The sequence below is a fragment of the Microbacterium sp. B35-04 genome (genome assembly GCF_010634885.1).
GTDB lineage: Bacteria > Actinomycetota > Actinomycetes > Actinomycetales > Microbacteriaceae > Microbacterium.
Genome location: NZ_MWLP01000008.1, coordinates 83332 through 107081 on the forward strand (window position 1 = coordinate 83332; position 23750 = coordinate 107081).

Here is a 23750-nt window from a genome sequence, read left to right on the forward strand (position 1 = left end):
AAACGATTATCTGAGGTGAGGAAGTTGTCAGAGTTGTCATCCCCGATGCATCGGCTCGCGTTCGCCAGCCCGGCCGCTGAGTGGGTCGAAGCGCTGCCCATCGGCAACGGCCGTCTCGGCGCCATGGTCTACGGCCGCGAGGAGCACGAGCTGATCTGGCTCAGCGAGGGGTCCGTCTGGTCGGGGCCGGGTCGCCGTCCGGACCCGCACCCCGTCAGCGCCGAGACCGCCCGGGCAGCGATCTCGGCGTCGCGAGCGGCGATCGCCGCCGGTGACTATGTGGCGGCAGAGGACTCCCTGCGCCTGCTGCAGCACTCCTATCCTCAGTCGTTCCAGCCGCTGGCCCGGCTGCGCCGGACGATCGGCGCCCCGGCGCCTGAACCATCGCCACAGGGCGATGTCGTCCCCGAACGGGACGGCCCCGCGATGCTCGACGACGGCATCCAGCGCCCCGCCGGCTACGCGCGCGGGCTCGACCTGCGCGCAGCGGTCGCGTGGACTCGAGGCTCCGGCGTGGACCAGCGGACGTTCGTGAGCGATCCGCATCAGGTCCTCGTCATCGAGGTCTCCGCTTCGCAGCGCCCGGTGTCCTTCGTGCTCGACTCGCCTCTGCACCTCGAACATGCAGAGGCCGACGGGCCGGAAGCGTGGGCAGTGCTTCGGGCGCCCGATGACGTGGTCCCCGCCTACCAGCGCGTACCCGATCCCGTGCGATGGGCCGAGGAGCGCCGAGGGGTGCAGGCCGCCGTCGTCCTACGGGCCCTCGGCGGCTCGGTGCGCACCCGTTCGACGTCTGCCGGCCTCGCCGTCGAGGTCGACGGCGACACCACGCTGATCGTCGCGGTGCAGACCACCTTCACGGAGCTGGGGCGCGATCCCGAACCGGATGCCGCCGGTGCCGTGGCACGTGCCAGGGGGCTGTGCCAGACGGCCGCCGGAATCGGCGTCGGCCGACTCCACGATGAGCACGCGGCCGCGCACTTCGAGCTCTACGACAGAGCCGAGCTACGGCTCGGGAATTCCGACGCAGCCCGGGAGCGCGAGGCGATCGTGGCGGACACGGACGCGCTCGTCGACGCCGCCGCCAAGGGTTTCGCTGACGCTCCAGAGCTGGTCGCCCTCCTGTTCAACTACGGGCGCTACCTGCTGATCTCGAGCTCACGGGCCGGCGGGACCCCCGCGAACCTGCAGGGGCTGTGGAACCAGCAGATGCAGCCGCCGTGGAGTTCGAACTTCACGATGAACATCAACCTCGAGATGAACTACTGGTTGGCCGAGACCACCGGTCTGGCCGAGTGCGCAGAGCCCCTGTTCGACCTCGTCGCGGCGCTGTCCGAGCGCGGACGCGAACCTGCCGCACGCATCTACGGATCATCGGGCTGGGTGTCGCACCACGCGAGCGACATCTGGGCGTTCGCGGATCCGATGGGCGACGGAACACACGACCCGGCTTGGGCATTCTGGCCGTTCGCCGGCGTCTGGCTCAGTTCCCATCTGGTGGATCGGATCACCTTCACGCACGACGACGCTGCCGCACGCCGTTTCTGGCCCATGCTGACGGGCGCGGCACGGTTCGTCCTCGACTGGCTCGAGCCCCGCGCCGACGGCTCACTCGGCACCTCGCCGTCCACCTCACCGGAGAACCGGTTCGTGGCACCGGACGGAGCTGTCTCGTCCGTGGCGGCCGACTCCACGATGGACCTCGAGCTCTCCCGGAATCTGCTGCGTTCCCTGCTACGGGCCGCCGACGACTACGGACTGCGTTCGGAGTCCGAGGATCTGTGCGCGGAAGCGGAAGCCGCGTTGACCAGGCTTCCCGAGATCGGAATCGACAGCGACGGGCTGCTGCGGGAGTGGGCCCACCTCGACGAGATGCACGATCCGCATCATCGCCATATCGCTCATCTGGTCGGTCTGCATCCGACCAACGCGCCGCCGACACCCCGCACCGCGGAAGCGGCGAGCCGAAGCCTGGATGCCCGCGGTGATGAAGGCACCGGCTGGTCGCTCGCCTGGAAGATGGCGATGCGGGCACGACTGCACGAACCGCAGGCGGTGGGCCGTCTGCTGGACCTGCTCGTCCGCCGCAACATCGAGGTCGAACCCGCTCCCGGTGGCGGACGTTGGCGGGGCGGCCTTTACCGCAACCTGTTCTCTGCCCACCCGCCGTTCCAGATCGACGGCAACCTCGGCCTGGTGGCCTCACTCGTCGAGTGCCTCGTCCAGTCCCACGCCGGTTACCTCGAACTGCTCCCCGCGCTGCCATCCGGCCTGCGCGACGGTGAAGTTCGAGGCCTGCGTGCACGCGGCGGGCTCGTCGTGGATCTCCGCTGGAGCGCCGGCGCGCTGACAGAGGCCACGATCACGCCGCTGCCCGAGGGGGCAAAGAGCGTGCGGGTGGTGCACGGCTCCCGAGAGCGCGTCCTCGACCTCACCACCGGGCGACCCGCGCGCCTCACCTTCACCGGCATCTCTCAGGAGCACGCATCATGACCGCCCCGCAGCAAGGGTCTCTCCGTCCGCTGGACGGTTTCCTGGTTCTCGACTTCAGCCAGTTCCTCGCCGGCCCCGTGGCCGCTCTGCGCCTCGCTGATCTCGGCGCGCGGGTGATCAAGATCGAGCGCCCTGTGATCGGGGATATCGGCCGCGGGCTGGCGTTCGCCGGTGCACGAGCGGGCGCGGATACGGTCTCATTCCATGCCATGAACCGCGGCAAGCAGAGCGTAGCGGCCGACCTCAAGAATCCGGATGACCTGGCGTTCGTGCGTCGACTCGTCGAGCAGGCCGATGTGGTCGTGGAGAACTTCCGGCCCGGCGTGATGCGGCGGCTCGGGCTGGATTACGACACCGTCCGCGCCGCCAACCCCGGCGTGGTCTACGGTTCGATCACCGGCTATGGCGACGAAGGACCGTGGCGCGACCGCCCCGGCCAAGACCTGCTCGCGCAGTCGATCGCCGCTCTGCCGTGGCTGCAGGCGGATCCGGAGCCCCGCCCCGTCGGGATCGCCATCGCCGACCACCTCGCTTCCTGCCATCTCGCCCACGGCATCACGGCGCTGCTGCTGCGCCGGCTGCGGACTGGCATCGGCGGCCAGGTGCAGACCTCGCTCCTCGAGGCGATGCTCGACCTGCAGTTCGAGATGCTCTCGGTGCGACTCACGGAGCCGGACGCGGTCGACGCGCAGCGCCCGCGGGGACCGCACAGCGCGCACACGTTTCTCCCGGCGCCGTACGGCGTATATCCGACCGCCGACGGATACCTGTCGATCGCGATGAACCCCGTGCCACAGCTGGGCGCACTGCTGCAGATCCCTGAGCTCGTGGAGCTGACCGATCCCGCATCCTGGTGGGATCAGCGCGGTCGCATCGAGACACTGATCGCCGACCGCCTCCGGACGCGCAGCACGGCGAGCTGGCTCACGGTGCTCGATGCCGCCGACATCTGGTGCGCTCCATTGCACACCGTGGATGAACTTGTCGAGCACGACGGCTTCCGGGCGATCGACATGGTCCAGACGCTCGAACGCGAGGAGAGCGACGGGGCCCGCACCACAGTAACGACGACCCGGCTGCCCTTCCGTCTGGACGGTGAGCGGCTCTGGGGCACCGGCGCAGCGCCCGTGCTCGGCGCGGACACCGATCGGATCCGCGACGAACTGGCCCCGGCCAGGGAACCGGTCGGCGGGAGCGTATCGTGACCGTCCGCCTCCGAGGCATCACCTGGGACCATGAGCGCGGCCGGAACAGCATCGTGGCTGCCTCCCACGCCTACGCGGACGCCGGGCACGACGTCGAAGTCGAATGGGAAGCACGATCCCTGCAGGCATTCGCCGACCAGGACCTGGAATCCTTGACGCGGTCGTACGATCTGCTCGTCATCGATCACCCCCATATCCCCCACGCCGCGGACGCAGGGCTGCTCGCTCCCCTCCCGGACGCCGAGGGACCGGACGCATTCGTAGGGCGCTCCGATGAGAGCTATCACTGGCAGAACGCTCGGTACGCCCTCGCCATCGACGCCGCCGCGCAGGTCGCGGCGTACCGCCCCGACCTGCTCCCCGAGCCGCCGCGCACGTGGACCGAGGTCCTGGACCTGGCACGCGACGGTGGGGTGCGCTGGCCTGCGAAGCCGATCGATGCATTCGCGTCGATATTCACGCTCTCCTCGGGGCTGCAGGATGCCGACGCCGGTCGGACCGGCTTCGCTGAACCGACGGCGTTCGCGCAGGCATGGGACGTGCTCAGCCGTCTGCGCGATCTCGTACCCGCCGAGTGCCTCGACGAGAACCCCATCCAGACCGCCGACCGCCTGTCCGCGTCGAGCAGCTGGGCCTATGCCCCGCTGCTCTACGGGTACAGCAACTACGCGAGGACGGGCTTCCGCGAGCACGTGCTGCGCTGGACGGACATCCCTGAGATCGATGGGCAGCCCCGCGGATCGATGTTGGGCGGCGCAGGGCTGGCCGTCTCGGCCCGCACCGAGCACCGCGCGGAGGCTATCGCCTTTGTGACGTGGGCCGCCACGGGCGACGTGCAGAGGGGTGTGTATGCGCGCGCAGGCGGACAGCCCGGCCATGTCTCCGCCTGGACCGATGCCTCGCTCGACGAACTGACCGGCGGGTTCTTCGCCGCCACACGCCGCACGATGGATCTGGCCAGCCTGCGCCCGCAGCATCCGGCGTATATGACGGTGCAGAATGCCGCGTGCGAGCGGGTGCACCGTGGCCTGCTGAACCGCGACCCCGCGCCCGACCTGCTCGCGGATCTGGATCGGCTATTCGAATCGTTGGGAGCCGTGAATGCTGGTCGTTGATCGATACCTGGAGGACTACGTCCCCGGGGAGGTGCGACGCACGCTTGGGCGCACCATCACCGAAGCCGATGTCGTCTTGCACGCGGGGCAGACCGGCGACTTCTTCCCGCATCACATGGATGAGAACTGGTGCGTGAACGAAGCAGGGCTAGGCGGACGGATCGCTCATGGCACCCTGGTGATCGCGATCGCGGTCGGGATGACCGCCGGCGATGTGAATCCGCAAGCGATGAGCTACGGCTACGACCGGATCCGGTTCATCAAACCGGTCTTCCTCGGCGACACCATTACCGTGGAGGCGGAGATCGTCACGATCGCCGATCACCCGCGCCGCCCCGAACTCGGCCGGGTGGACGAGCAGGTGCGGGTCACCAACCAGCACGGCGACGTCGTCTTGTCGCTCGTGCATCTGTACGTCGTCAACAAGGCGGGGTGAACGCACGTGATCGACACGCATCTGCATGTGTGGGCCCGTGCTCGTTCGTCGTACGACTGGCTCGACGACGCGCCGGAGCCGCTGCGCGCCGATCACTTCTTGGAGCAGGGCCTCGCGGCGGTGGCCGCACACGGGTTCGATCGTGCGGTGCTCGTCCAGGCCGATGACACACTCGACGAGACGCAGTACTTGCTCGAGCTGACGGCTTCCGACCCTCGGGTTGCGGGTGCCGTCTGCTACCTGCCGCTGGAGGCGCCGGCGATCGTCGCAGATCAGCTGCCGAGACTGACGGCAGACCCCGGCTTCGTCGGCGTGCGCAATCTCACCCACGATCGCCCCGACCCGGATTGGATCCTCGGTGAGAACCAGCGCCGCAGCCTCGCCCACCTCGAAGCCTCCGGTGTACCGCTCGACTACGTCGCCGTGTCGCCTCGTCACCTTCAGAACCTGACCACGCTCGCGCGCCGGCATCCTGACCTGACCATCGTGCTCGACCACCTGGGCAAGCCGCCGGTCGGGTATTCCGCCGATCACGCCCGATGGACCGCTCAGATCGCAGAGGCCGCCGCCCTGCCGAACGTCGTCGCGAAGGTCTCCGGGATCTATCCGGCCGCTCCATGCGACGCGGATGCCTCCGACACGGCCGAGCAGCTGCGGGCGATCCTGGCGACCGCGCTCGCGTCCTTCGGACCGGATCGGCTGATGCTCGGCAGCGATTGGCCCATGGGCACCGTCGCCGGCGGGACGGATGCGGCGCTGAGCATGCTCATGGCCGCGGTGGATGCGCTCGAGCCCGATCAGTCGGCCGCGCTGCGTCAGCGGACGGCCATCCGCGTGTACGGACTGACACCGTGAAACGCCTGGAACACTCCCCTGACCCCGCCTACGCCGCCGGTCCGCCGAGCCATCCGCTGCCGATCGTCCTGATCGGTGCGGGCGGAATCGCCCGCGACGCGCACCTGCCGGCCTACCGGAAGGCCGGCCTGCCGGTCGCGGCTGTCGTGGACCTCGACTCTGATCGCGCCATCGATCTCGCCAGGGCCTTCGACGTGTCGAGCACCTATACGGACATCGCGTCTGCAGTCGCCGCCCACGGCACGGCAGCGGTGTACGACGTCGCCGTCATGCCGGATGCGTTCGCCTCGATCATCCACGGGCTGCCCGACGAAGCTGCCGTGCAGCTGCAGAAGCCATTGGGCTACACCCTTGCGCAGGCGCGCGACCTGATCGAGATCATCCGACGAAAGCGACTCACGGCTGCTGTGAACACTCAGCTGCGGTTCGCTCCGCAGGTTGCAGCGGCGCGCGCCCTGATCGCCGAGGGCGCCATCGGGGAGCTCGTCGATATCGAGGTCCTGGTGAGGGTCGAGACGCGTTGGGCGCTGTTTCCCAGCGTGTTCGGTCTCGAACGCATGGAGATGCCGATGCACTCGGTGCACTATGTCGACCTCGTGCGTTCTTTCGTGGGGGATCCGAGCGGTGTCAGCGCCGTGACGGTCGGGCATCCCGGGAAGCCGCTGGCCAGCACGCGAACCGGCTACCTGCTCCATTACGCCGACCGACCGTTGCGCGTCACCATCAGCACCAATCACGACCACACGTTCGGCCCGGAGCACCAGGCGTCTGCCGTCATCTGGCACGGCACGGACGGAGCCGTCCGTGCCCAACTGGGGCTGTTGCTCGACTATCCGCGTGGCGGACCTGACCGACTCGAACTCACCACCGGTGACGGCTGGCGGGATGTCGCGGTCGAGGGAAGCTGGTTCCCCGATGCCTTCGCCGGAACCATGGGCGCCCTTCAGCGATACGTCACCGGCGAGTCGAGCTCGCTGCCGACCTCCGCGGATGACGTGCTGCGCACGATGGCCGTGCTGGAAGCGGCGCACGAGGCGAGTCGTGCCGGCGGTCACCCGATCCCGGACTCCTGACGCCCGCGGGAACGCGTCATGCCGCCGGCGGCGCGGTCGATGCACGCAGGACCAGCTCCGGGGCGGGATCGTCGACGACTCCGCTGGTGGGGCGCGCGGGACTTCCGCCTGCCCCAGCCGCCTCGAGTCCCGCGAGCAGGAGGTCCACCGCGGCCGCTCCGAGATTCGCCATCGGCAGGCGGACGGTGGTCAGTGCGGGCGCGCACGTGATCGCCGGCCAGATGTCGTGAATCGCCACGACCGACAGGTCCTCCGGCACGCGCATGCCCATCTGAGCCGCCTCCGTCAGCACGCCGATCCCGGCGTTCACGTTGCCGACGACGACGGCGGTCGGCGCCGGCTGACGACCGAGCAGCAACCGCGCGGCATCCCCAGCCGATCTGTAGGTGTAGCCCAGGGCAGTCGTGTGCAGCGGCGCCAGTGACAGCCCGACTGCAGCGAGTGCATGCTCGATACCGGTTCGTCGTCGGTCGCTGGTGTCGGACGTCGGAACGCCGCCGACATAGCCGATGCGGGTGTGTCCGAGCTCGAGCAGGTGTCGAGCCGCCAGCGCACCCGCGGCGACATCGTCGATCGCGACGGTGGTCACGCCGTCGACGGGACCGGAATTGATCAGCACGGTCCGCTCTGGGTGCGAGAGCGCTCGCGCCACAAGGTCGAGGGGCGCCTCGTCCCCCTTCTGCAGCAGCACGCCATCGACCAGGCGCTCGTTCAGCAGCCGGGCGAACCCGTCGCTGCCGGGTTGCATCCGCGGACTCGACGCCAGCACAACCGAGTAGTCATGATCCAGCGCCCGCGACTCCACCCCGTTCACGAGATCCGTGAAGGTGGCGTTGGTGACATCCGGGACCACGAAAGCCAGCATGTGCGTACGCGAACGACGCAGAGAGCGCCCCGCGGAGTTCGGCGCGTATCGGAGCAGCTGCGCCGAGTCGAGGATCCGTTGCCGAGTCTCCGGACGGATCCTGACGGACGGATCGGAGTTCAGCACGCGCGAAACCACCGAAACCGAGACCCTGGCGTGGCCGGCGACATCCCGCAGAGTAACCATCCTCGGATGGTAACCGGAGGAATGCAGCTCGCGCAAACGATTCACCGCGATCAATCCCTTGTCGTAGTGCTCTGAGCGAACGAATCGGCGGCTCGCTCGTATAACGATTTTTCTGTCCGTCGGCGTGGACTACGCTCGTCAATCGTGGCGCATGATCTCCGACCCGACACCCAGCCCGACGCCTGGCGCGGGGCGGTGGGCTGGGAAGAGCGCGACGGAGCGATACGCGCATGGAGGCTCCTGCCAGAGCTCGTGAACAGGGCGTTCGCTCCCGATCTGATCACGAACGCGCGCCAATCTGTGGGAGTGCGGCTGGACATCGACACGGACGCTGAGAGCGTCACGCTCCATGGCGATCTGCTGCTCGACATCCCCCGCGACTCGCGCATCGATGTCCTGGTCGATGGCGAACTGCATCGCCGTATCGACCTCGTCTCGGGACCGTTCACCGTCGTGGTCCCCCTGCCCACCGGCGCGCACCGGGTTCAGGTGTGGTTGCCGCAGGTCGGCGAGACGTGGATCAGGTCGGTACAGCTGAGCGGTTCGACCGTCTCCGCCACGACTGCATCCACCCGATGGACGACCTACGGATCCTCGATCTCGCAGTGCAACGCTGCCAGTGGTCCGAGCGAGACGTGGCCGGCCCTCGTCGCACGTGCTCTCGACTGGGACCTGACCTGCCTCGGCTTCGGCGGCCAGTGCCATCTCGACCCGATATCGACCCGCACGATCGCGGCGGTGCCGGCCGACATCATCAGCCTGTGCCTGGGGATCAACGTGATGGGTGGCGCTTCGATGTCACCGCGCACCTTCGCCCCACAGGTCGCAGGGCTGATCGACCAGGTCCGCGCAGCGCACCCGTCGGCCCCGATCGCCGTGATCACTCCGATCGTGGCGCCGGGACTGGAGAACACCCCGAACGCCGTTGGCACCACGCTGGCGGGGATGCGGGACGCCATAGCAGAGGTGGTCGCCGGCACGGCCGACGACCTCCTGCACCTCATCGACGGCCCCGGCATTCTCGGCTTCGACGAGACTCACCTGCTGTCAGACGGCGTCCATCCCGATGCCGCAGGCTATCGGCTGATGGGCGAGCGCCTGACGGCCGCGCTCAGGCGGCTGCAGAGGTAGAAGCGAAAGACGATCTGGACCGACGCATTCAGGCCGCGATGACTGTCCGACTCGCGACGGGAATCAGCTCTCGTCGAACGACGCGGCGAGGCGCTCGACCCCGAGCCGCGGGCTGGTGAGCACCGGAACGTCGACCGAGACGGCCTCGGCGGCAGTCGCCATGGATGCCTGGGCCAGCACGACGACGTCGACCTCGGCCGCCCCCCGCTCGATCGCGGCCGCGACGAGCCGGTCGTGCGTGGCTCGGTCGCCCCCGGCGACTGCTGCGAACGCACCCTCGATGACTTCGCTCGTGAACTCCGGCTCCACACCGGCCAGCGCGGCGCGCTCCTCCAGGAGCCGCAGCGTCGGTCCGCACGTCGTCGGCAGCGTCGCGAGGACGCGCACGCGGCGTCCCGCCTGCACCGCGGCATCCGCCATCGCCTCGTCGACACGCAGCACCGGCACCCCGGCGGCAGCCGCGGCAGGCGCGGCGAGCTCCGAGATCGAGGAGCACGTGAACATGACGGCATCCGCTCCCCCGGCCGCAGCCGCGCGCACGAGGTCGTCGACGCGGGCAGGCACCGAGCCCGCGCGCTCCTGGTCGCCGAGGTCGGCGACGATGCGGTCGTCGAGGTAATTCACGATCGTCGCATCCGGTAGGAGCTCGGCGGCGAGCGCCCCGAACGGAGCGATGTTGACGGCTCCGGTGTGCAGGAACGCGATGCGGGGTGCGGACGAGGTCATGCGAACAAGCCTTCCAGCTTCTCAGCCCTTGAGGGCGCCGCCGGCCATGCCGGCCATGATCTTCTTGTTGAGCGTGAGGAACAGGATCAGCAGCACGACGATGTTGATGCTCACGGCGGCGAAGAGCGGGCCGTACTGCGTCGAGCCGTACTCGTCGCTCAGGCTCAGCAGGCCCACCTGGATGGTCGCCAGGTCGGGCCGCGTCGTGAAGGTCAGCGCGATGAGCAGGTCGTTCCACACGCTGAAGAACTGCACCAGGGCGACCGTGATGATCGAGTTCTTCATCATCGGGATGCCGATCACGAAGAACGATCGCAGCGGCCCGGACCCGTCGACGGTCGCCGCCTCGAAGATCTCCCGCGGCACCGATCGGAAGTAGGTGGCCATCAGGAACGTCGTCAGGGGCAGGCCCATGACGGTGTACGTGATGATGAGCGGCCACAGCGTGTCGGTGATGCCGATGCGGAAGTAGGTGATGAAGAGCGGCACGAGGATCATCTGGCCGGGCACCATGATGCCGGCGAGGATGTAGAGCAGGACCCCGTTGCGGCCCCTCCAGATCATCACCTCGAGGGCGTAGCCCGCGGCAACGCCGATGAAGACGATGAGCAGCACCGACGGGATCGTCACCAGCACGCTGTTGAGCCAGTTGCGCGCGACGTTGCCGTTCGTGAGCGCGGTGACGTAATTGTCGAAGTTCCACGTCTCGGGAAGCGACAGGGCGGGGTTGGAGAGGAACTCGGACTGCGTCTTGAACGAGCCCAGCACCATCCAGACCTGCGGATACAGCACCACGACCATGAGGATCGCGACGAGGATCCACACCGGGAGCCGGCGCAGGGCCTTCGTGAGCCCGCGCCGCGTGCGGCCGGGGCCCGTCCTGCGGACGGTGGGTGTGGCGACCGTAAACGCGGTGTCAGTGTGCGTCAGAGTCATTTCAGACCTCCGCCTTGCGGCGCGACGATCGGAAGATCGCGAGGGTGAACACGAGGCAGAGCGCCGTGAGGATCACGGCGATGGTGGAGCCGTAGCCGTACTCGGCGTACTCGAACGCCGTGCGGTACATGTACAGCGTCATCGGCGCGGTCGAAGTGCCGGGCCCGCCGCCGTTGAGGGCGAGCAGGCTGTCGAAGACCTTGAGGGTGGCATTGAGGCTGAAGATGATCGACGACAGCAGGATGGGCAGCGACAGCGGCACCACGATGTGACGGACGAGCTTGAACCCATTGGCTCCGTCGAGTCGGGCCGACTCGATGACCTCTTCGGGGATGTCGAGCAGGCCGGCGTAGAGAAGCACGGCGTAGAAGCCCATCGAGCTCCACAGCGTCATGGCGATCGCCGTGGTCATCGTGCCGACGGTCGACGCCAGCACCTCGACGCTCTCACCGCCGAAGAAGTTGATGATGTCGTTGATCGGGCCCTGGTTGTCGCCGACGGCCACGAAGCTGCGGAACAGCATGGCCACAGCCACGGTCGGCAGCACGGTCGGGAAGAACACGAGCGTCCGCACCAGAGTCGAGCCCTTGCGAAGGACGAAGACGTAGAGGAGGGCCAGACCGTAGCCCAAGGCGACCTGCAGAGCGGTGGCGACGATCGCGAAGAAGACACTCACCCACATCGATTGGAGAGCGGCCGGGTCCGTGAAGAAGGTGGTGAAGTTCTGCAACCCCACCCAGTCGAAGCCGCGGAGGGAGTTGCCCTCGAAGAACGAGAGGCCGAGGGACCAGCCCACCGGCACGACCTTGAGGAGGGTGTACAGCAAGAGCGCCGGTGCCAGCAGGATGAAGATCGTCTTCCGATCTCCGAAGATCGAGTTCATCTGCGAACTGCTTTCTGTCGTGAACCGGCTCCCCGAGCGACCGCCCGGGGAGCCGGTGCGGGGTCTCAGCCGTTGGCGTCGATGCTCGCCTGCAGCTGGGCCATGTAATCCTCGGCGGTCAACTGGCCGGTGGTGAGCAGTGTCACGTTGGTCGACGCCAGCGAGTTGCTCTTCGAGTCCATCAGGGCCTCGAACCACAGTACGGTCTCGTCGATGCCCGCGATCCGCTCCTGGATCTCGGCGGTGTTCTCCGAGATGTCGGTGACATCGCCGTTGACCTTGAAGCCCGAGATGACGCCGGCATCCTGCAGCGCCTGCTGGCCGTAGTTCTCGGCGATGCAGCTCACCCAGTCGACGACCTTCGGACCGAACTGCTCGGCGTTGATGATCATCGGGGCGCCCGCGTTCGCCGCATACTGGTCGATCGAGCCGTTGCCGCCGTCGACCTCGGGGAACGGCATGAAGCCGACGTTCTCGCCGCCGATCTCGTTGCGCTCGGGGTCGTTGATCGCGCTCAGCAGCCACGAGCCGTCGTACGTCATCGCGGCCTGGCCGGTGAGGAACATGTTGGACGAGGTGTCGCCGTCGCGGGTCGAGAAGCCCTCGCCGAAGTAGCCGGCCTCGGCGAAGTCGGCGAGCGCCTGCGCGCCGGCGACGTACTCGGGGTCGGTGAGCTTCGCCTCGCCGTCGCGGATGGCGGCCATGGCGTCGGGACCGACGTTGCGGAAGATGTACATGCCCATGATGCGGGTGAGCGGCCAGCCGTTGGCGCCGGCCTCGGTCATCGGGACGACGTCGGCGCCGGCGAGGGTGTCGGCCGCCTCGACGAGCTCATCCCAGGTCTGGGGCTCTTCGATGCCGTTGTCGGCGAGGATGTCCTTGTTGTAGAAGATGCCCTCGATGTTGTACTGGTAGGGCATCGAGTACACACCGCCGTAGACCTGCTCGACGGTGGAGGCCGCGGCCGGCAGCACGTTGTCCCACGTGCCGGCGTCTTCGAGGGCGGCCTTCAGGTCACCGACGAGGCCGGCCGCGTTGAGGTCGCCATCGGGACGGATGAGCGCCGTGCCCGCGATCGTGTGGGTCGGCAGCGCGCCCTGGCTGGCCAGCAGCGTGACCTTCTGCACGGTGTCGGCCTGCGCCACCTTCTGGTGCTCCAGCGGCAGCGCCTCGTTCTCGGCCTCGCAGGCGCCCTCGGAGAGCGCGGTGAGCTGCTCCTCGAGAACGGGGTTCTCGTTCGCCGTCATCACGGTGAACGTCTCGGGGTCGGTCCCGCCGGCGCCGGCGCCGCCCTCCGAGGATCCGTTGTCGGTTCCGGTGTCTCCTCCGGCGCAGGCGGCCAGCGGCAGCACCGCGGCGAGTGCGATGCCGAGCGCCGCGATGCGGCGACGGTTGCTGCGTGTGTTCATAGCGTCCTCCTTGACGACGACCATGCGGGTGAAAGGTACGAGCACGACAGTAGGCACGATTTCGATGTGTGTCAACAGTCAGTACTGAAATTCTATTCACTTTGAGACGATTCAAGGGTTAGACTGCATTTCCATGCAGCGTTGCGAGAATTTTCAGGCCTGCCTAATGTGACCTGCACGGAACCTGGCTTGCCGCGATGCAGCAGCGAGCACGAGACTGAACGCCACTCGGAAGGAACAGCCATGACCGCCACCACCGCGACCCGGGCTCACGCCCGGCTGCGACCCCTCGGCGCCGCAAGCGCGCGCTGGGCGAGCGGCTTCTGGGGAGACATCCACGATCGCACGCGCGACGTGACGATCCCCCAGATCTGGTCCTCCCTGAGTGACCCCGCGGTCAGCGCCGGGCTCACGAACTTCCGCATCGCCGCAGGCCTCGACAGCGGCGAGCACGCCGGCCCGCCGTTCATGGACGGCGACTTCTACAAGTGGCTCGAGGCCGCCATCGCCCGCCTCGAGACCGATCCGGACCCTGAGCTCGCGGGCCGCATCGAACAGATCGCGCAGCTGATCGCCTCGGTGCAGCGCGACGACGGGTACCTGCACACGCCGACGATCATCTCGAGCCGCAACCACGAAGACGCGATCGCGCTCGCCGACCGCTTCAACTTCGAGACGTACAACCTCGGTCACCTCATCACCGCCGGCGTGCGCCACTACGAGGTGACCGGGTCGACCACTCTGCTGGATGCCGCGCGCAAGGCCGCCGGCTTCCTCGAGGACCTCGCGACGAACAAGCCGCTCGAACTCGCCCGCAGCGCCATCTGCCCGTCGCATTACATGGCCGTCATCGACCTCTACCGTGCGACCGGCGACGAGCAGTACCTGCGCCTGTCGGAGGCCTTCATCCGGGTGCGCGACGACTTCGAGGGCGGCGACGACAACCAGGACCGCCTTCCGGTGCGCGAGCAGACCGTCGTCGCAGGGCACGCCGTGCGCGCCAACTACCTGTACGCCGGTCTCGCCGACCTCATCGCCGAGAACGGCGACCAGGAGCTCGAGGCGGTGCTCGAGCGGCTGTGGCACGACGTCGTCGACACCAAGCTCTACATCACAGGCGGCGCGGGAGCGCTGTACGACGGAGCGTCGCCCGACGGCTCGCCGTGGCAGGACCAGATCAGCCGCGTGCACCAGGCCTACGGCCGCTCGTACCAGTTGCCGCACACCACCGCGCACAACGAGTCGTGCGCGAACATCGGCCTCATCCTGTGGAGCGAGCGGATGCTGTCGCTCACGGGCGACGCCAAGTACGCCGACGTCATCGAGCAGGTGGCCTTCAACAGCCTGCTCTCGAGCATCAGCCTCGCCGGCACGGAGTACTTCTACACCAACCCGCTGCGCCAGGTGCGCGAGCTTCCCTTCCCGCTCCGCCGCCCGGGCGATACGGCCCTCCACCCGACACCGCCGCCCCCGCCGTCCGACGAGCGGCTGCGCGAGCCGTACCTCAGCTGCTTCTGCTGCCCGCCGAACATCGCGCGCACCCTGGCACGGTTCCACGAGCGTGCGGCATCCGTCGGCGAGGAAGGACTGTACGTCCACCTGTACGGCGGCAGTGCCCTCGACGTCACCACCGAGGACGGTGGCCGGCTCGCCCTGCGCGAGGACGGCGACTATCCCTGGAGCGAGAGGATCGCCTTCACCGTGACGGATGCCGCGGGCCGCGGCATCCCGCTCCATCTGCGCATCCCCGGCTGGTCGTCGGGCGCGACCCTCACGGTCAACGGCGAGCCGGTGACGGTGAGCGAGCCCGGCACATACACGCGCATCGAGCGCGAGTGGCAGCAGGGCGACCTCATCGAGCTGACGCTGCCGATGCCGGCCCGGGTGCTCCGCGCCCACCGCCTCGCCGAAGAGGCCACCAACCAGGTCGCAGTGCGCCGCGGACCCGTCGTCTACTGCGTCGAGAGCGCCGATCTGCCCGACGGCGTCGTGCTCGAGCAGGTCGCGCTGCGCCGCGGCGCAGCGCTCACGCCGGCCGAGACGGAGATCGCCGGTCACCGCGTCGTCGCCCTCGAGACCGAGGCGGTCGTGCTGCCGGGCACCGCCGAGACCGCGCTCTACGACGACGTCGCCGACGCCGATCTCGCCACCGCGCATGTACGGCTCGTCCCCTACTTCGCGTGGGGCAACCGCGGCGCCGGCGAGATGTCGGTCTGGCTCCCCCTGGTGTGGTGACGCGCATGTCTGTTCAGCACGTCACAGCGACCTACGTCATCGAGACCTCCCTGCCGCTGCAGCACGCCGCCGAGGTGCTTGCCGGCGAGCAGTCCACCGGCACCTTCGTGCGCGTCGAGCGCGAGTCCGACGATCTGCGTGCGCGGTTCGCCGCCCAGGTCGAATCGATCGACGAGCTCCCCCTCACCAGCGCCTCGCCCCTGCCCGGATCCGTCGGCGATCCCGCGCTCCGCCGCCGCGCCCGGCTGCGGCTGCGGTTCCCGCTCGACAACTTCGGCCCCTCCCTGCCGAACCTCATGGCGGCGGTCGCGGGCAATCTGTTCGAGATCAAAGAGCTGTCTGCCATCCGCCTCATGGACCTCGAGCTGCCGCCGGCGTTCGCCGAGCGCTACCCCGGTCCGGCGTTCGGCGTCGAGGGCACGCGACGGCTAATGAGTCGGCCCGAGGGCGCGATGATCGGCACGATCGTCAAACCCAGCATCGGGCTCTCGCCGGACGAGCTCGCCGAGGTGGTGTCGCAGCTCGCCGAAGCAGGCATCGACTTCATCAAGGACGACGAGCTGCAGGGCAACGGCCCGAGCGCACCGCTCGCGGCCCGCGTCGCCGCGGTCATGCCCGTCCTCGAGAGCTATGCCGATCGCACCGGCCGCAAGCCCATGTACGCGTTCAACATCACCGACGACATCGGACGGCTCGAGGCGAACCACGACCTCGTCGTCGGCGCGGGGGGCACGTGCGTGATGGCCTGCGTGAACCTGATCGGCCTGCCGGGTCTGGAGTTCCTCCGGCGCCACAGCGACGTGCCGATCCACGGTCATCGCGCCATGTTCGGCTCGTTCGGACGCTCCGAGCAGGTGGGGATAGGGTTCCGTGCGTGGCAGAAGCTCGCGCGCCTCGCCGGCGCCGATCACCTGCACACGAACGGCATCAGCAACAAGTTCTACGAGACGGACGACCAGGTGCTCGACTCCATCGCCGCGGTGCGCGAGCCGCTCCTCGGCCTCACGCCGACGCTTCCGGTGCTGTCGTCGGGACAGTGGGGCGGCCTCGCCCACGCCACCTACGCCGCGGTCGGCACCACCGACCTGCTCGTGCTCGCCGGTGGCGGCATCCACGGCCATCCGGACGGTGCGACCGCCGGGGTGGCGAGCATGCGCGAGGCGTGGGCATCGGCCGCGCGCGGCGAGAGCGCGGACCACGCGTTCGAGAACTCGTCCGCCCTCCGCCGCGCGGCGGAACTGTTCGGCCCCGTCCGTGTCTAGGGCCCGCGTCGCCTTCTACGGCGACGACTTCACCGGCAGCGTCGACGCGCTCCTGCAGTTCGCACGGCGCGGCTGGACCGGGCGCCTCTTCACGGGACTGCCGGATGCCGCCACCCTGCGTCGAGCGGCGGACGAGGTCGATGTGGTCGGGGTGGCCGGGATCTCGCGGTCCCTCGCGCCGGCGGACATGGACGACGAGCTTCGACCGGTGTTCGCCGCCTTCGCGGACCTCGAGCCCCAACTCGTTCAGTACAAAGCCTGCTCGACCGCGGATTCCGCACCGCACGTCGGCAGCCTGGGCCGGGTCGTCGAGCTCGCCCGCGAGGTCTTCGGCGGCCGCGCCGTACCGATGCTCTTCGCCCAGCCGGACTTCGGCCGCTACACGCTCTTCGGCCAGCACTTCGCCGCCGAGCGAGGCACGGTGTACCGGCTCGACCGGCAGCCGACGATGTCGCGGCATCCCTCGACCCCGATGACCGAGGCAGATCTCGCCGTGCACGTCGGCCACCAGACGGCGCTTCCGATCGGCTCGGTGCCGCTCGTCGAGTTCGACGACCTCGCGGCGCGGCTTCAGGACGCGGCGGAAGCCGGCCTAGTACTCGACGCCCTCACCGACGAGCATCTCCTCACGATCGGCGAGGCGCTGGGCGCGTTGCCCGCGCCGGTGTTCGCGATCGGCTCGGGCGGACTCTCGCACGGCGTCGCCGCCGCAGCGCCGGGCGAAGCACCGGCCGTGCCCACCTCCACCGCGGCGCGCGGTCCGGTGCTCGTCGTGTCGGGCAGCCGCTCCGCGCAGACGCGTCGGCAGGCGGATGCCGCGGCCGCCGCGGGCTGGCTGGTCCAGCCTCTCCCCCTCCGTGCCTCCGAACGAGACGTCGCGACCGCCGAGGTCGTCCGCGTGCTGCTCTCGGGTCGGGGTGTCGTGCTGACCTCCGACGACATCGACGCCGCGACAGCAGGCGACCGGCCGGTGCTGGAGGCGATCGCGGAGGCCGCGGCATCCGTCATCTCCACTGTCGCGCGCCACGGCGCATCACGGCGAGTGATCGTGTGCGGCGGCGACACGTCGAGCCGTGTCACCCGGCTGCTCGGGGTCGAGTCGCTGTCGATCGCCGCGAATCCGTGGGGCAACGTCGTGCTGCTGCGCGCCCAGTCGGGCGACCCCGCGATCGACGGGCTGGAACTGCTCCTCAAAGGCGGTCAGGTCGGCTCGGACACCCTCTTCACCGACATCGCCGCCCCCTGACGTCGACCTGCTGGGCGAGGGAGTTCGGCGCGCCCGCGGTCAGCCCGTCGCGAAATCGCGGCCGGTCTGCGATGCTGTCTCCCACCGGACATTGGACGCCGTCGTGAAGCCATCACCAGGGGTTTCTCCACAGACCGCGAGCCTGCCGCCGTACAGGCGCACACTCGCGGGGGTCGTCGGCGGCCTCGTCGGCCTCGTGGCGCTCAGCATGATCGCCGGATTGCTGATCGTCGCTCCTCTGGCCCCGGTCATCGCGATCTCCGGGCATGCGGCGAGTAGTGCCGTCTCGCTGTTCGACGGCATGCCCAGCTACCTGGCGATCGACCGCCTCATGCTGCCCACGACGATCTACGCGCGCGATCCGGCTACCGGACAAGACGTCGAGCTGACGTCGTTCTACGACCAGAACCGCGTTCCCGTGGCGTTCGACCAGGTCGCGCCTGTGATGTACGACGCGATCCTGGCGTCTGAAGATCCTCGCTACTACCAGCATGGCGGTGTCGACATCGTCGGCACGACTCGCGCCCTGATCCGGAACGCGCAGGGCGGCGCCGTCCAGGGCGGCTCCTCGATCAGTCAGCAGTACGTCAAGAACGTGCTGGTGCAGCGGTGCGAGCGTGATGCCGTCAAGACCGACACGCAGACACGTGACGAGGTGCTGCGGGCCTGCTGGCTCGACGCGACGCAGGCGCGCGGTGCGGAGGGGTACGAGCGCAAGCTTCAGGAGATCCGCTACGCCGTCCAGGTCGAGAAGGAGTACTCCAAGAACGACATCCTGCTGGGCTACCTGAACATCGCGAATTTCGGCGGCACGACCTACGGCATCGAAGCCGCGGCCCGCTACTACTTCAGCACGACGGCGGCGAACCTGACCCTGGTACAGGCGGCGACACTCGCCGGCATCGTGCAGAATCCCAACACGTTCCGCATCGACCGGCCCGGCGGGTCCATCTTCGGCGTGGACGGGAGCACCTACAACAAGGTGGCCGACGGGACGATCGACGATGTGACACCCGGAACTCTCGCGGGGTTGGATACGCTCCTCGCCGAGGGCACGATCACGCCGGAGCAGCACCTCGCCGCCGGTGATGCGTACAGTGCGACCAAGGGGCGCCAGCTCTACGTCCTCGACCGGATGCGCGAGGACGGCCGCATCACCGCCGACCAGTATGTCGCGGCCGCGGTGGAGCCCATCGCGCCGGCGCTGCAGCCCGCGCATGTCGGGTGCGTGGCGACCTCCGCACCCTTCTTCTGCCAGTACGTGGTGAACACCGTGCGCTCGGATCCGGACTACGCGAGTGCCTTCGGCGCGACAGCGCAGGAGCGCCAGAAGTCGCTCACGCGCGAGGGTCTGCACATCTACACGACGCTGGACTGGCGGCTGCAGAACGCGTCGCAGGAGGCGATGCGGCGGTACGCGCCCGAGACCGTGCCGGGCATGGACTTCGGGTCGGCTGCGGTCAGCATCGAAGCCGGCACCGGGCGCATCCTGGCGATCAGCCAGAACAACCGGTTCACCGAGGACGCAGACCTCTCGGCCAACGACCCGGCCTACACCTCGCTGGTCTACGCGGGCGACCTGGTGCACGGCGTCTCCACGGGATTCGAGACCGGATCGACGTTCAAGCTCTTCACCCTGGTCGACTGGCTCGAGAGGGGCCACACCCTGTTCGAGAGCGTCAACGGCAGCCTCCGGGCCATCCCCCGCCTTCAGGATCGCTGCGAAGGAACATGGATCAACCGCGAGAACCACGTCGTGCGCAACTTCGGCAACGTCCCCGGCTACACCGGGACGCCGATGCAGTTCACGGCGCAGTCGCTGAACAGCGGCTTCCTCGGTATGGCGGAGAAGCTCGACCTCTGCGACATCGAGGACGTCGCGGCCCGCATGGGCGTGACCCGCGGCGACGGCCTGCCGGTGGACCTCGAGGGTTCCGCCTCGATCATCGGGACGAACAACATCGCACCGGTCGCCATGGCTGGGGCGTTCGCCACCGTCGCGAACAACGGCGTCTACTGCGTTCCGCGGGTGATCGAGCGCGTGGTCAACGCCGACGGCGTCGAGCTTCCCGTGCCCGGTAACCGATGCTCGCAGAACATCAGCCCCGAGGTGGCTGCGGCGACGGCGTTCGCGCTGCAGGGCGTCATGGTGCCCGGCGGCACAGGATCGGGAGGCAACCCGAACGACGGCACGCCGATGCTCGGCAAGACCGGCACCCACGAGCAGATCCAGACCTGGCTGGTCGAGTCCAGCACCCGGGTGACGACCGCGGTATGGGCGGGCAACGCCGACGGAAAGGCCGACGTCTTCCGTGCCGCGCACAACGGTCGCATCCTGTCGACGATCCGTCTCCCGATGGCCCGCGACATCCAGAGCGTCGCCAACCAGCTCTACCCCGGCGGCCCGTTCGCCGCGGCCCCCGGCGAGCTGCTGCGGCGCGCGCCCGCGCCGGTCCGCAGCCCCGAGCCGAACGACGGCTGATAGACGTTCACCGCGATTCGAGCCGCACGCTCCACGCGGTGCGCTCGCGCGCAATCCGGTACCGCTCGGGAAGAGCCGGACCGACGGATGCCGAACCCAGCCCCTGCTGCGCGTGATCGATGTTGAGCCACACGCGCCCCGCGTCGACCAGCTGGTGCGGCTTGGCCGCACCGTCGAGATCGTGAGAGGTCCAGCGGCGGGCGGTGAAGTCGAAGTGCGGACGCCCCTCGACCCGCAGCGACGGGATGCCGGGGCCCGCCACCTCGAGCCGGCGCGTCTGCACATGGTTGCCGTTCTCCTGCGGCACCGGATAGGGCACCTGCAGGTCGTCGATCGAGCGTTCGAACCGCCCCACGCGCGATCCCTCGTAGGAGTCGGCGTACGTCTCGCCTGGCCCTCGGCCGAACCACGTGACGCGCTCAGCAGCACCCGGCAGCCCGAAGAGAAGGCCCAGTCGCGGCACCCGGATGTCGCGGTGCATGTACGGCGTATCAGCCCACGGCCCGACGAAGTCGACCTCGACGTCGAGCAGGAGTCCGTCGCCGTCCGGGGTCCATGTCATCGTCCAGTCAACCCCATGCGGGTGCGTCCGCGGCGCCGTCCGCCCCGTCACCCGCAGCCGCCCATCGCCCGCGGCGACTGCGTCCACCCGATGCAGCAGCCGGTGCAGCATCGTCTTGCGCCACACCGCCGCGACGTTGTTGAGGTCGCCCTGCCCTTGGTCGTTCTCCGTGGGTGCGCGGTACAGGTCGAGCACGGGGCCGTCGATCTCGAGGTCGCCGAGCCGCACCAGACGACCGGTCTCAGCGTCGAATCGTCCCGCTCCGAGTGGGATGGCGGAGCCGCGATCCGCGGCAGCTGTGCCGTCATCCTCGCTGCGCCGCTCATCGGCAGCGCGCACACCACCCGGGGGCCCGGCAACGACCGTTGCGGGGGTCTCCCGCGGTGACGGCAGCTCGCCGCCCAGAGGCGCGGGCGCCGTCCCGCCCGCAACCGCAGCAGACGCGAAGCGCTGGGCCCAGGCGATCACGTGACCCGCCGGAGCCCAGAGCGCCTCGGCAGCGAGAGCGGCCTCGACAGTGAGCACGATCTCGCCGGCTCCGGACGCGTCGGGGTCGGCGAGAGCGGCGGTCGCGGCATCCGGAATCTCCACGCCCAGCGCTTCGCCCGACGCCACCGTCTGCGCCGGCAGCACTCCGCTCGCGACGGTCTCGCCCGCGGCCTCGACGGACCAGCGGAAGACGAGATCGGATGTGTCTGCACAATGTCGGTTGTTCGTGATGTACACCCGGCGATCGTCGAACTTCATCGACACCGGCTCGTGCGCCTTGGCCAGCTCGACCAGGCCCGGAGTCGGCGTCCGGTCGCTGAACACGAGGCCGTGCAGGCTGAAACGACCGCCCCGCGGCTCGTACTCGACGTCGTCGCCGTGCATCACGAACGGCACGCCGTCGGCGGTCACCGCGTGGAAGCCGTGATCGATCCACTCCCAGACGAACGCACCGCACAGCCGCTGGTGCCCGTTGATGATGCGCCAGTAGTCCTGCAACGAGCCGGGGCCGTTGCCCATCGCGTGGGCGTACTCGACGAGAAGGAACGGCAGCCCCCGCCGACGCTCCTCGTCGGCCTCGGTGACGCCATCGGGCAGCGGCGCCATCGCATCCCCCTCGCCGAACACCATGCCGTGCATGCTGAGCCGCCCGCCGCGCGGCTCCTCTCGCCGGCCGATCTGCTCGAGCAGCTCGAGCGACGGGTACATCAGCGAATAGAAGTCGGAGTCGCGATAGCTCGGGTCGCGCTCGTACAGCACCGCCCTCGAGGGGTCGCGCTCATCGAGCCACCGCCGCATGTCGCCGAAGCCGTCGCCGGTCATGCTCTCGTTCGCCAGCGACCACACGACGACGCTCGGGCGGTTCTTGTCGCGCTCCACGGTGCGCCGCAGTCGGTCCATGAGGGCTTCGCGCCACTCGGGCAGGGCCGGCGGATTGTGCGCCCATCCCTCGTAGATGAAGCCGTGGGTCTCGAGGTCGACTTCGACCACGACCCACAGGCCGTACTCGTCGCAGAGCCTGAGGAATTCCGGATGCGGCGGGTAGTGGCTCGTGCGCACGGCGTCGATGTTCGCGCGCTTCATCATCACGATGTCCTGGATCATCGTGTCGCGGTCGAGCGCACGGCCGGTGTCGGGGTGATGCTCGTGCCGGTTGACTCCGCGGAACGTCACAGGGCGACCGTTGACGGTGAACACTCCGTCGACGATCTCGACGCGGCGGAACCCGACGGCGAGTTCGATGGTCTCGCCGCTCGAGCGCAGGGTGCCCCGGTACAGGCGCGGGCGGTCAGCGCTCCACGGCTCGACGTCGACCGTCGCGGTCTCTCCGGCGGACATGCGGATGCCGAGCTCGGGGATCTCGACGACGGCATCGGTGGAGGCATCCACCCGCAGCGTGCCGACGCCCGTCGCGGCGTCGTAATCGGCGTGCACGAAGTGGTCGTCGATCGCGCCGGCCGGACGCGAGAGCAGCTCGACATCGCGGAAGATGCCGGGGAGCCACCACATGTCCTGGTCTTCGAGGTAGGTGCCCGCCGACCAGCGGTGGACCCTCACGCACAGCACGTTGCGGCCGGCGCGCACCGGTGCGTCGAACTCGAACGGCAGGCGGCTGCCCGTCGACCAGCCGAGCTCCTCGCCGTTGAGCCATACCTTGGCGCAGGAGTCGACGCCTTGGAATCTCAGCACCGCAGGCCCGAAGTCGGCCGCGACGTCGAAGACGAGCCGATAGTCGCCGGTCGGGTTCTCGGTCGAGACCCGCGGCGGATCCAGCGGGATCGGGTACGCGGTGTTCGTGTAGAGCGGGCCCTCCTCGGTGCCGAGCATGCGGCGGGCGGCACCCCCGGCGAGCGGCGTGAACTCCTCGAGCACCCAGTGCGACGGCACCGGCATCGCATCCCACGTGGAGTCGTCGAACTCGGCGGAGAGGAAGGCGACGCCTGTGCCGGCGGCCGTCGGCCAGAGCCGGAAGCGCCACTGCCCGTTGAGGCTCAGCACCGCGGCATCGCCGGTCGCGTCGGCGCGGGGCATCCGTCTGCCCGCTCCCGGGGTCGTGCTCTCCCAGTACGGACGGTCCGGTGTGGAAGCCTCGGCTGATTCCGGCCCGCTGGAGAAGGCGGTCGTCGATCGGCTAGTCTGCATGTCCATAGGAGCTTGCATA

The 23750-nt window shown here is 69.0% G+C and carries 17 protein-coding genes; 11 read left to right on the forward strand and 6 right to left on the reverse strand.

All coding sequences use genetic code 11. From position 1 onward, the window contains the following. Positions 1–45 precede the first annotated feature (45 nt). From B1729_RS02400 to B1729_RS02425, 6 genes are read left to right on the forward strand one after another with little or no spacing between them, the layout of a single operon-like run. Entirely contained in the window at positions 46–2493 is a 2448-nt protein-coding gene (locus B1729_RS02400) for a glycoside hydrolase N-terminal domain-containing protein (RefSeq protein WP_163617783.1), read from the forward strand. Continuing rightward, positions 2490–3698, forward strand: coding sequence for a CoA transferase (locus tag B1729_RS02405; RefSeq protein WP_163617784.1), 1209 nt, complete (start codon positions 2490–2492; stop codon positions 3696–3698). Before B1729_RS02400 ends, B1729_RS02405 begins: the two co-directional genes overlap by 4 nt. Then, on the forward strand, positions 3695–4813 hold the full coding sequence (locus B1729_RS02410; protein ID WP_163617785.1) for an extracellular solute-binding protein: 1119 nt from the start codon (positions 3695–3697) through the stop codon (positions 4811–4813). Before B1729_RS02405 ends, B1729_RS02410 begins: the two co-directional genes overlap by 4 nt. Further along, complete coding sequence (locus tag B1729_RS02415) at positions 4800–5249, forward strand: MaoC family dehydratase (protein WP_163617786.1); 450 nt, start codon at positions 4800–4802, stop codon at positions 5247–5249. Before B1729_RS02410 ends, B1729_RS02415 begins: the two co-directional genes overlap by 14 nt. A gap of 6 nt (positions 5250–5255) precedes the next feature. Then, positions 5256–6104 (forward strand): amidohydrolase family protein, encoded by an 849-nt coding sequence (locus tag B1729_RS02420; protein ID WP_163617787.1) that lies wholly within the window; start codon positions 5256–5258, stop codon positions 6102–6104. After that, entirely contained in the window at positions 6101–7177 is a 1077-nt protein-coding gene (locus tag B1729_RS02425; RefSeq protein ID WP_163630502.1) for a Gfo/Idh/MocA family oxidoreductase, read from the forward strand. The genes B1729_RS02420 and B1729_RS02425 overlap by 4 nt, the downstream gene beginning before the upstream one ends. Before the next feature lie 16 nt (positions 7178–7193). Here the strand turns inward: B1729_RS02425 and B1729_RS02430 are convergent, their stop codons facing one another. Beyond that, positions 7194–8042: a substrate-binding domain-containing protein gene (locus B1729_RS02430; protein WP_239525860.1), complete on the reverse strand. Its 849-nt coding sequence runs from the start codon at positions 8040–8042 to the stop codon at positions 7194–7196. A 330-nt stretch (positions 8043–8372) separates the two neighbouring features. On the opposite strand from B1729_RS02430, the gene B1729_RS02435 reads away from it, so the two are divergent. Then, a complete protein-coding gene (locus B1729_RS02435) occupies positions 8373–9359 on the forward strand; it encodes a GDSL-type esterase/lipase family protein (protein WP_163617790.1) in 987 nt (328 codons plus the stop codon). 63 nt (positions 9360–9422) lie between these two features. On the opposite strand, the gene B1729_RS02440 is transcribed toward B1729_RS02435, so the two are convergent. From B1729_RS02440 to B1729_RS02455, 4 genes are all read right to left on the reverse strand, one after another. Continuing rightward, a complete protein-coding gene (locus B1729_RS02440; RefSeq protein ID WP_163630504.1) occupies positions 9423–10085 on the reverse strand; it encodes an aspartate/glutamate racemase family protein in 663 nt (220 codons plus the stop codon). A gap of 21 nt (positions 10086–10106) precedes the next feature. Next, positions 10107–11021 (reverse strand): carbohydrate ABC transporter permease, encoded by a 915-nt coding sequence (locus tag B1729_RS02445; RefSeq protein ID WP_163617792.1) that lies wholly within the window; start codon positions 11019–11021, stop codon positions 10107–10109. Between the two features lies 1 nt (position 11022). Next, positions 11023–11904, reverse strand: coding sequence for a sugar ABC transporter permease (locus B1729_RS02450; protein WP_163617793.1), 882 nt, complete (start codon positions 11902–11904; stop codon positions 11023–11025). A gap of 65 nt (positions 11905–11969) precedes the next feature. Beyond that, positions 11970–13313 (reverse strand): extracellular solute-binding protein, encoded by a 1344-nt coding sequence (locus B1729_RS02455; protein ID WP_163630506.1) that lies wholly within the window; start codon positions 13311–13313, stop codon positions 11970–11972. 243 nt (positions 13314–13556) lie between these two features. On the opposite strand from B1729_RS02455, the gene B1729_RS02460 reads away from it, so the two are divergent. From B1729_RS02460 to B1729_RS02475, 4 genes are all read left to right on the forward strand, one after another. After that, entirely contained in the window at positions 13557–15548 is a 1992-nt protein-coding gene (locus tag B1729_RS02460; protein ID WP_163630507.1) for a glycoside hydrolase family 127 protein, read from the forward strand. A gap of 5 nt (positions 15549–15553) precedes the next feature. Then, positions 15554–16810, forward strand: coding sequence for a RuBisCO large subunit C-terminal-like domain-containing protein (locus B1729_RS02465; RefSeq protein WP_163630509.1), 1257 nt, complete (start codon positions 15554–15556; stop codon positions 16808–16810). Further along, positions 16803–18056 carry a four-carbon acid sugar kinase family protein gene (locus B1729_RS02470; RefSeq protein ID WP_163617797.1) on the forward strand — a complete coding sequence of 418 codons (1254 nt, stop codon included), beginning with the start codon at positions 16803–16805 and terminating at the stop codon, positions 18054–18056. Before B1729_RS02465 ends, B1729_RS02470 begins: the two co-directional genes overlap by 8 nt. Positions 18057–18159: 103 nt before the next feature. Next, complete coding sequence (locus B1729_RS02475; protein ID WP_239539331.1) at positions 18160–20538, forward strand: transglycosylase domain-containing protein; 2379 nt, start codon at positions 18160–18162, stop codon at positions 20536–20538. Positions 20539–20545: 7 nt separating this feature from the next. Here B1729_RS02475 and B1729_RS02480 read toward each other — a convergent pair whose 3' ends face one another. Beyond that, positions 20546–23737 carry a glycoside hydrolase family 2 TIM barrel-domain containing protein gene (locus B1729_RS02480; RefSeq protein ID WP_239539334.1) on the reverse strand — a complete coding sequence of 1064 codons (3192 nt, stop codon included), beginning with the start codon at positions 23735–23737 and terminating at the stop codon, positions 20546–20548. Between the last annotated feature and the right edge of the window lie 13 nt (positions 23738–23750).

Bases quoted from the DNA above. Each gene is read 5' to 3' on its own strand.
- B1729_RS02415 (WP_163617786.1), top strand. From the start codon at position 4,800: ATGCTGGTCGTTGATCGATACCTGGAGGACTACGTCCCCGGGGAGGTG.
- B1729_RS02480 (WP_239539334.1), bottom strand. From the start codon at position 23,737: ATGGACATGCAGACTAGCCGATCGACGACCGCCTTCTCCAGCGGGCCG.
- B1729_RS02430 (WP_239525860.1), bottom strand. From the start codon at position 8,042: ATGCTGGCTTTCGTGGTCCCGGATGTCACCAACGCCACCTTCACGGAT.
- B1729_RS02450 (WP_163617793.1), bottom strand. From the start codon at position 11,904: ATGAACTCGATCTTCGGAGATCGGAAGACGATCTTCATCCTGCTGGCA.
- B1729_RS02400 (WP_163617783.1), top strand. From the start codon at position 46: ATGCATCGGCTCGCGTTCGCCAGCCCGGCCGCTGAGTGGGTCGAAGCG.
- B1729_RS02455 (WP_163630506.1), bottom strand. From the start codon at position 13,313: ATGAACACACGCAGCAACCGTCGCCGCATCGCGGCGCTCGGCATCGCA.
- B1729_RS02460 (WP_163630507.1), top strand. From the start codon at position 13,557: ATGACCGCCACCACCGCGACCCGGGCTCACGCCCGGCTGCGACCCCTC.
- B1729_RS02405 (WP_163617784.1), top strand. From the start codon at position 2,490: ATGACCGCCCCGCAGCAAGGGTCTCTCCGTCCGCTGGACGGTTTCCTG.
- B1729_RS02465 (WP_163630509.1), top strand. From the start codon at position 15,554: ATGTCTGTTCAGCACGTCACAGCGACCTACGTCATCGAGACCTCCCTG.
- B1729_RS02440 (WP_163630504.1), bottom strand. From the start codon at position 10,085: ATGACCTCGTCCGCACCCCGCATCGCGTTCCTGCACACCGGAGCCGTC.
- B1729_RS02445 (WP_163617792.1), bottom strand. From the start codon at position 11,021: ATGACTCTGACGCACACTGACACCGCGTTTACGGTCGCCACACCCACC.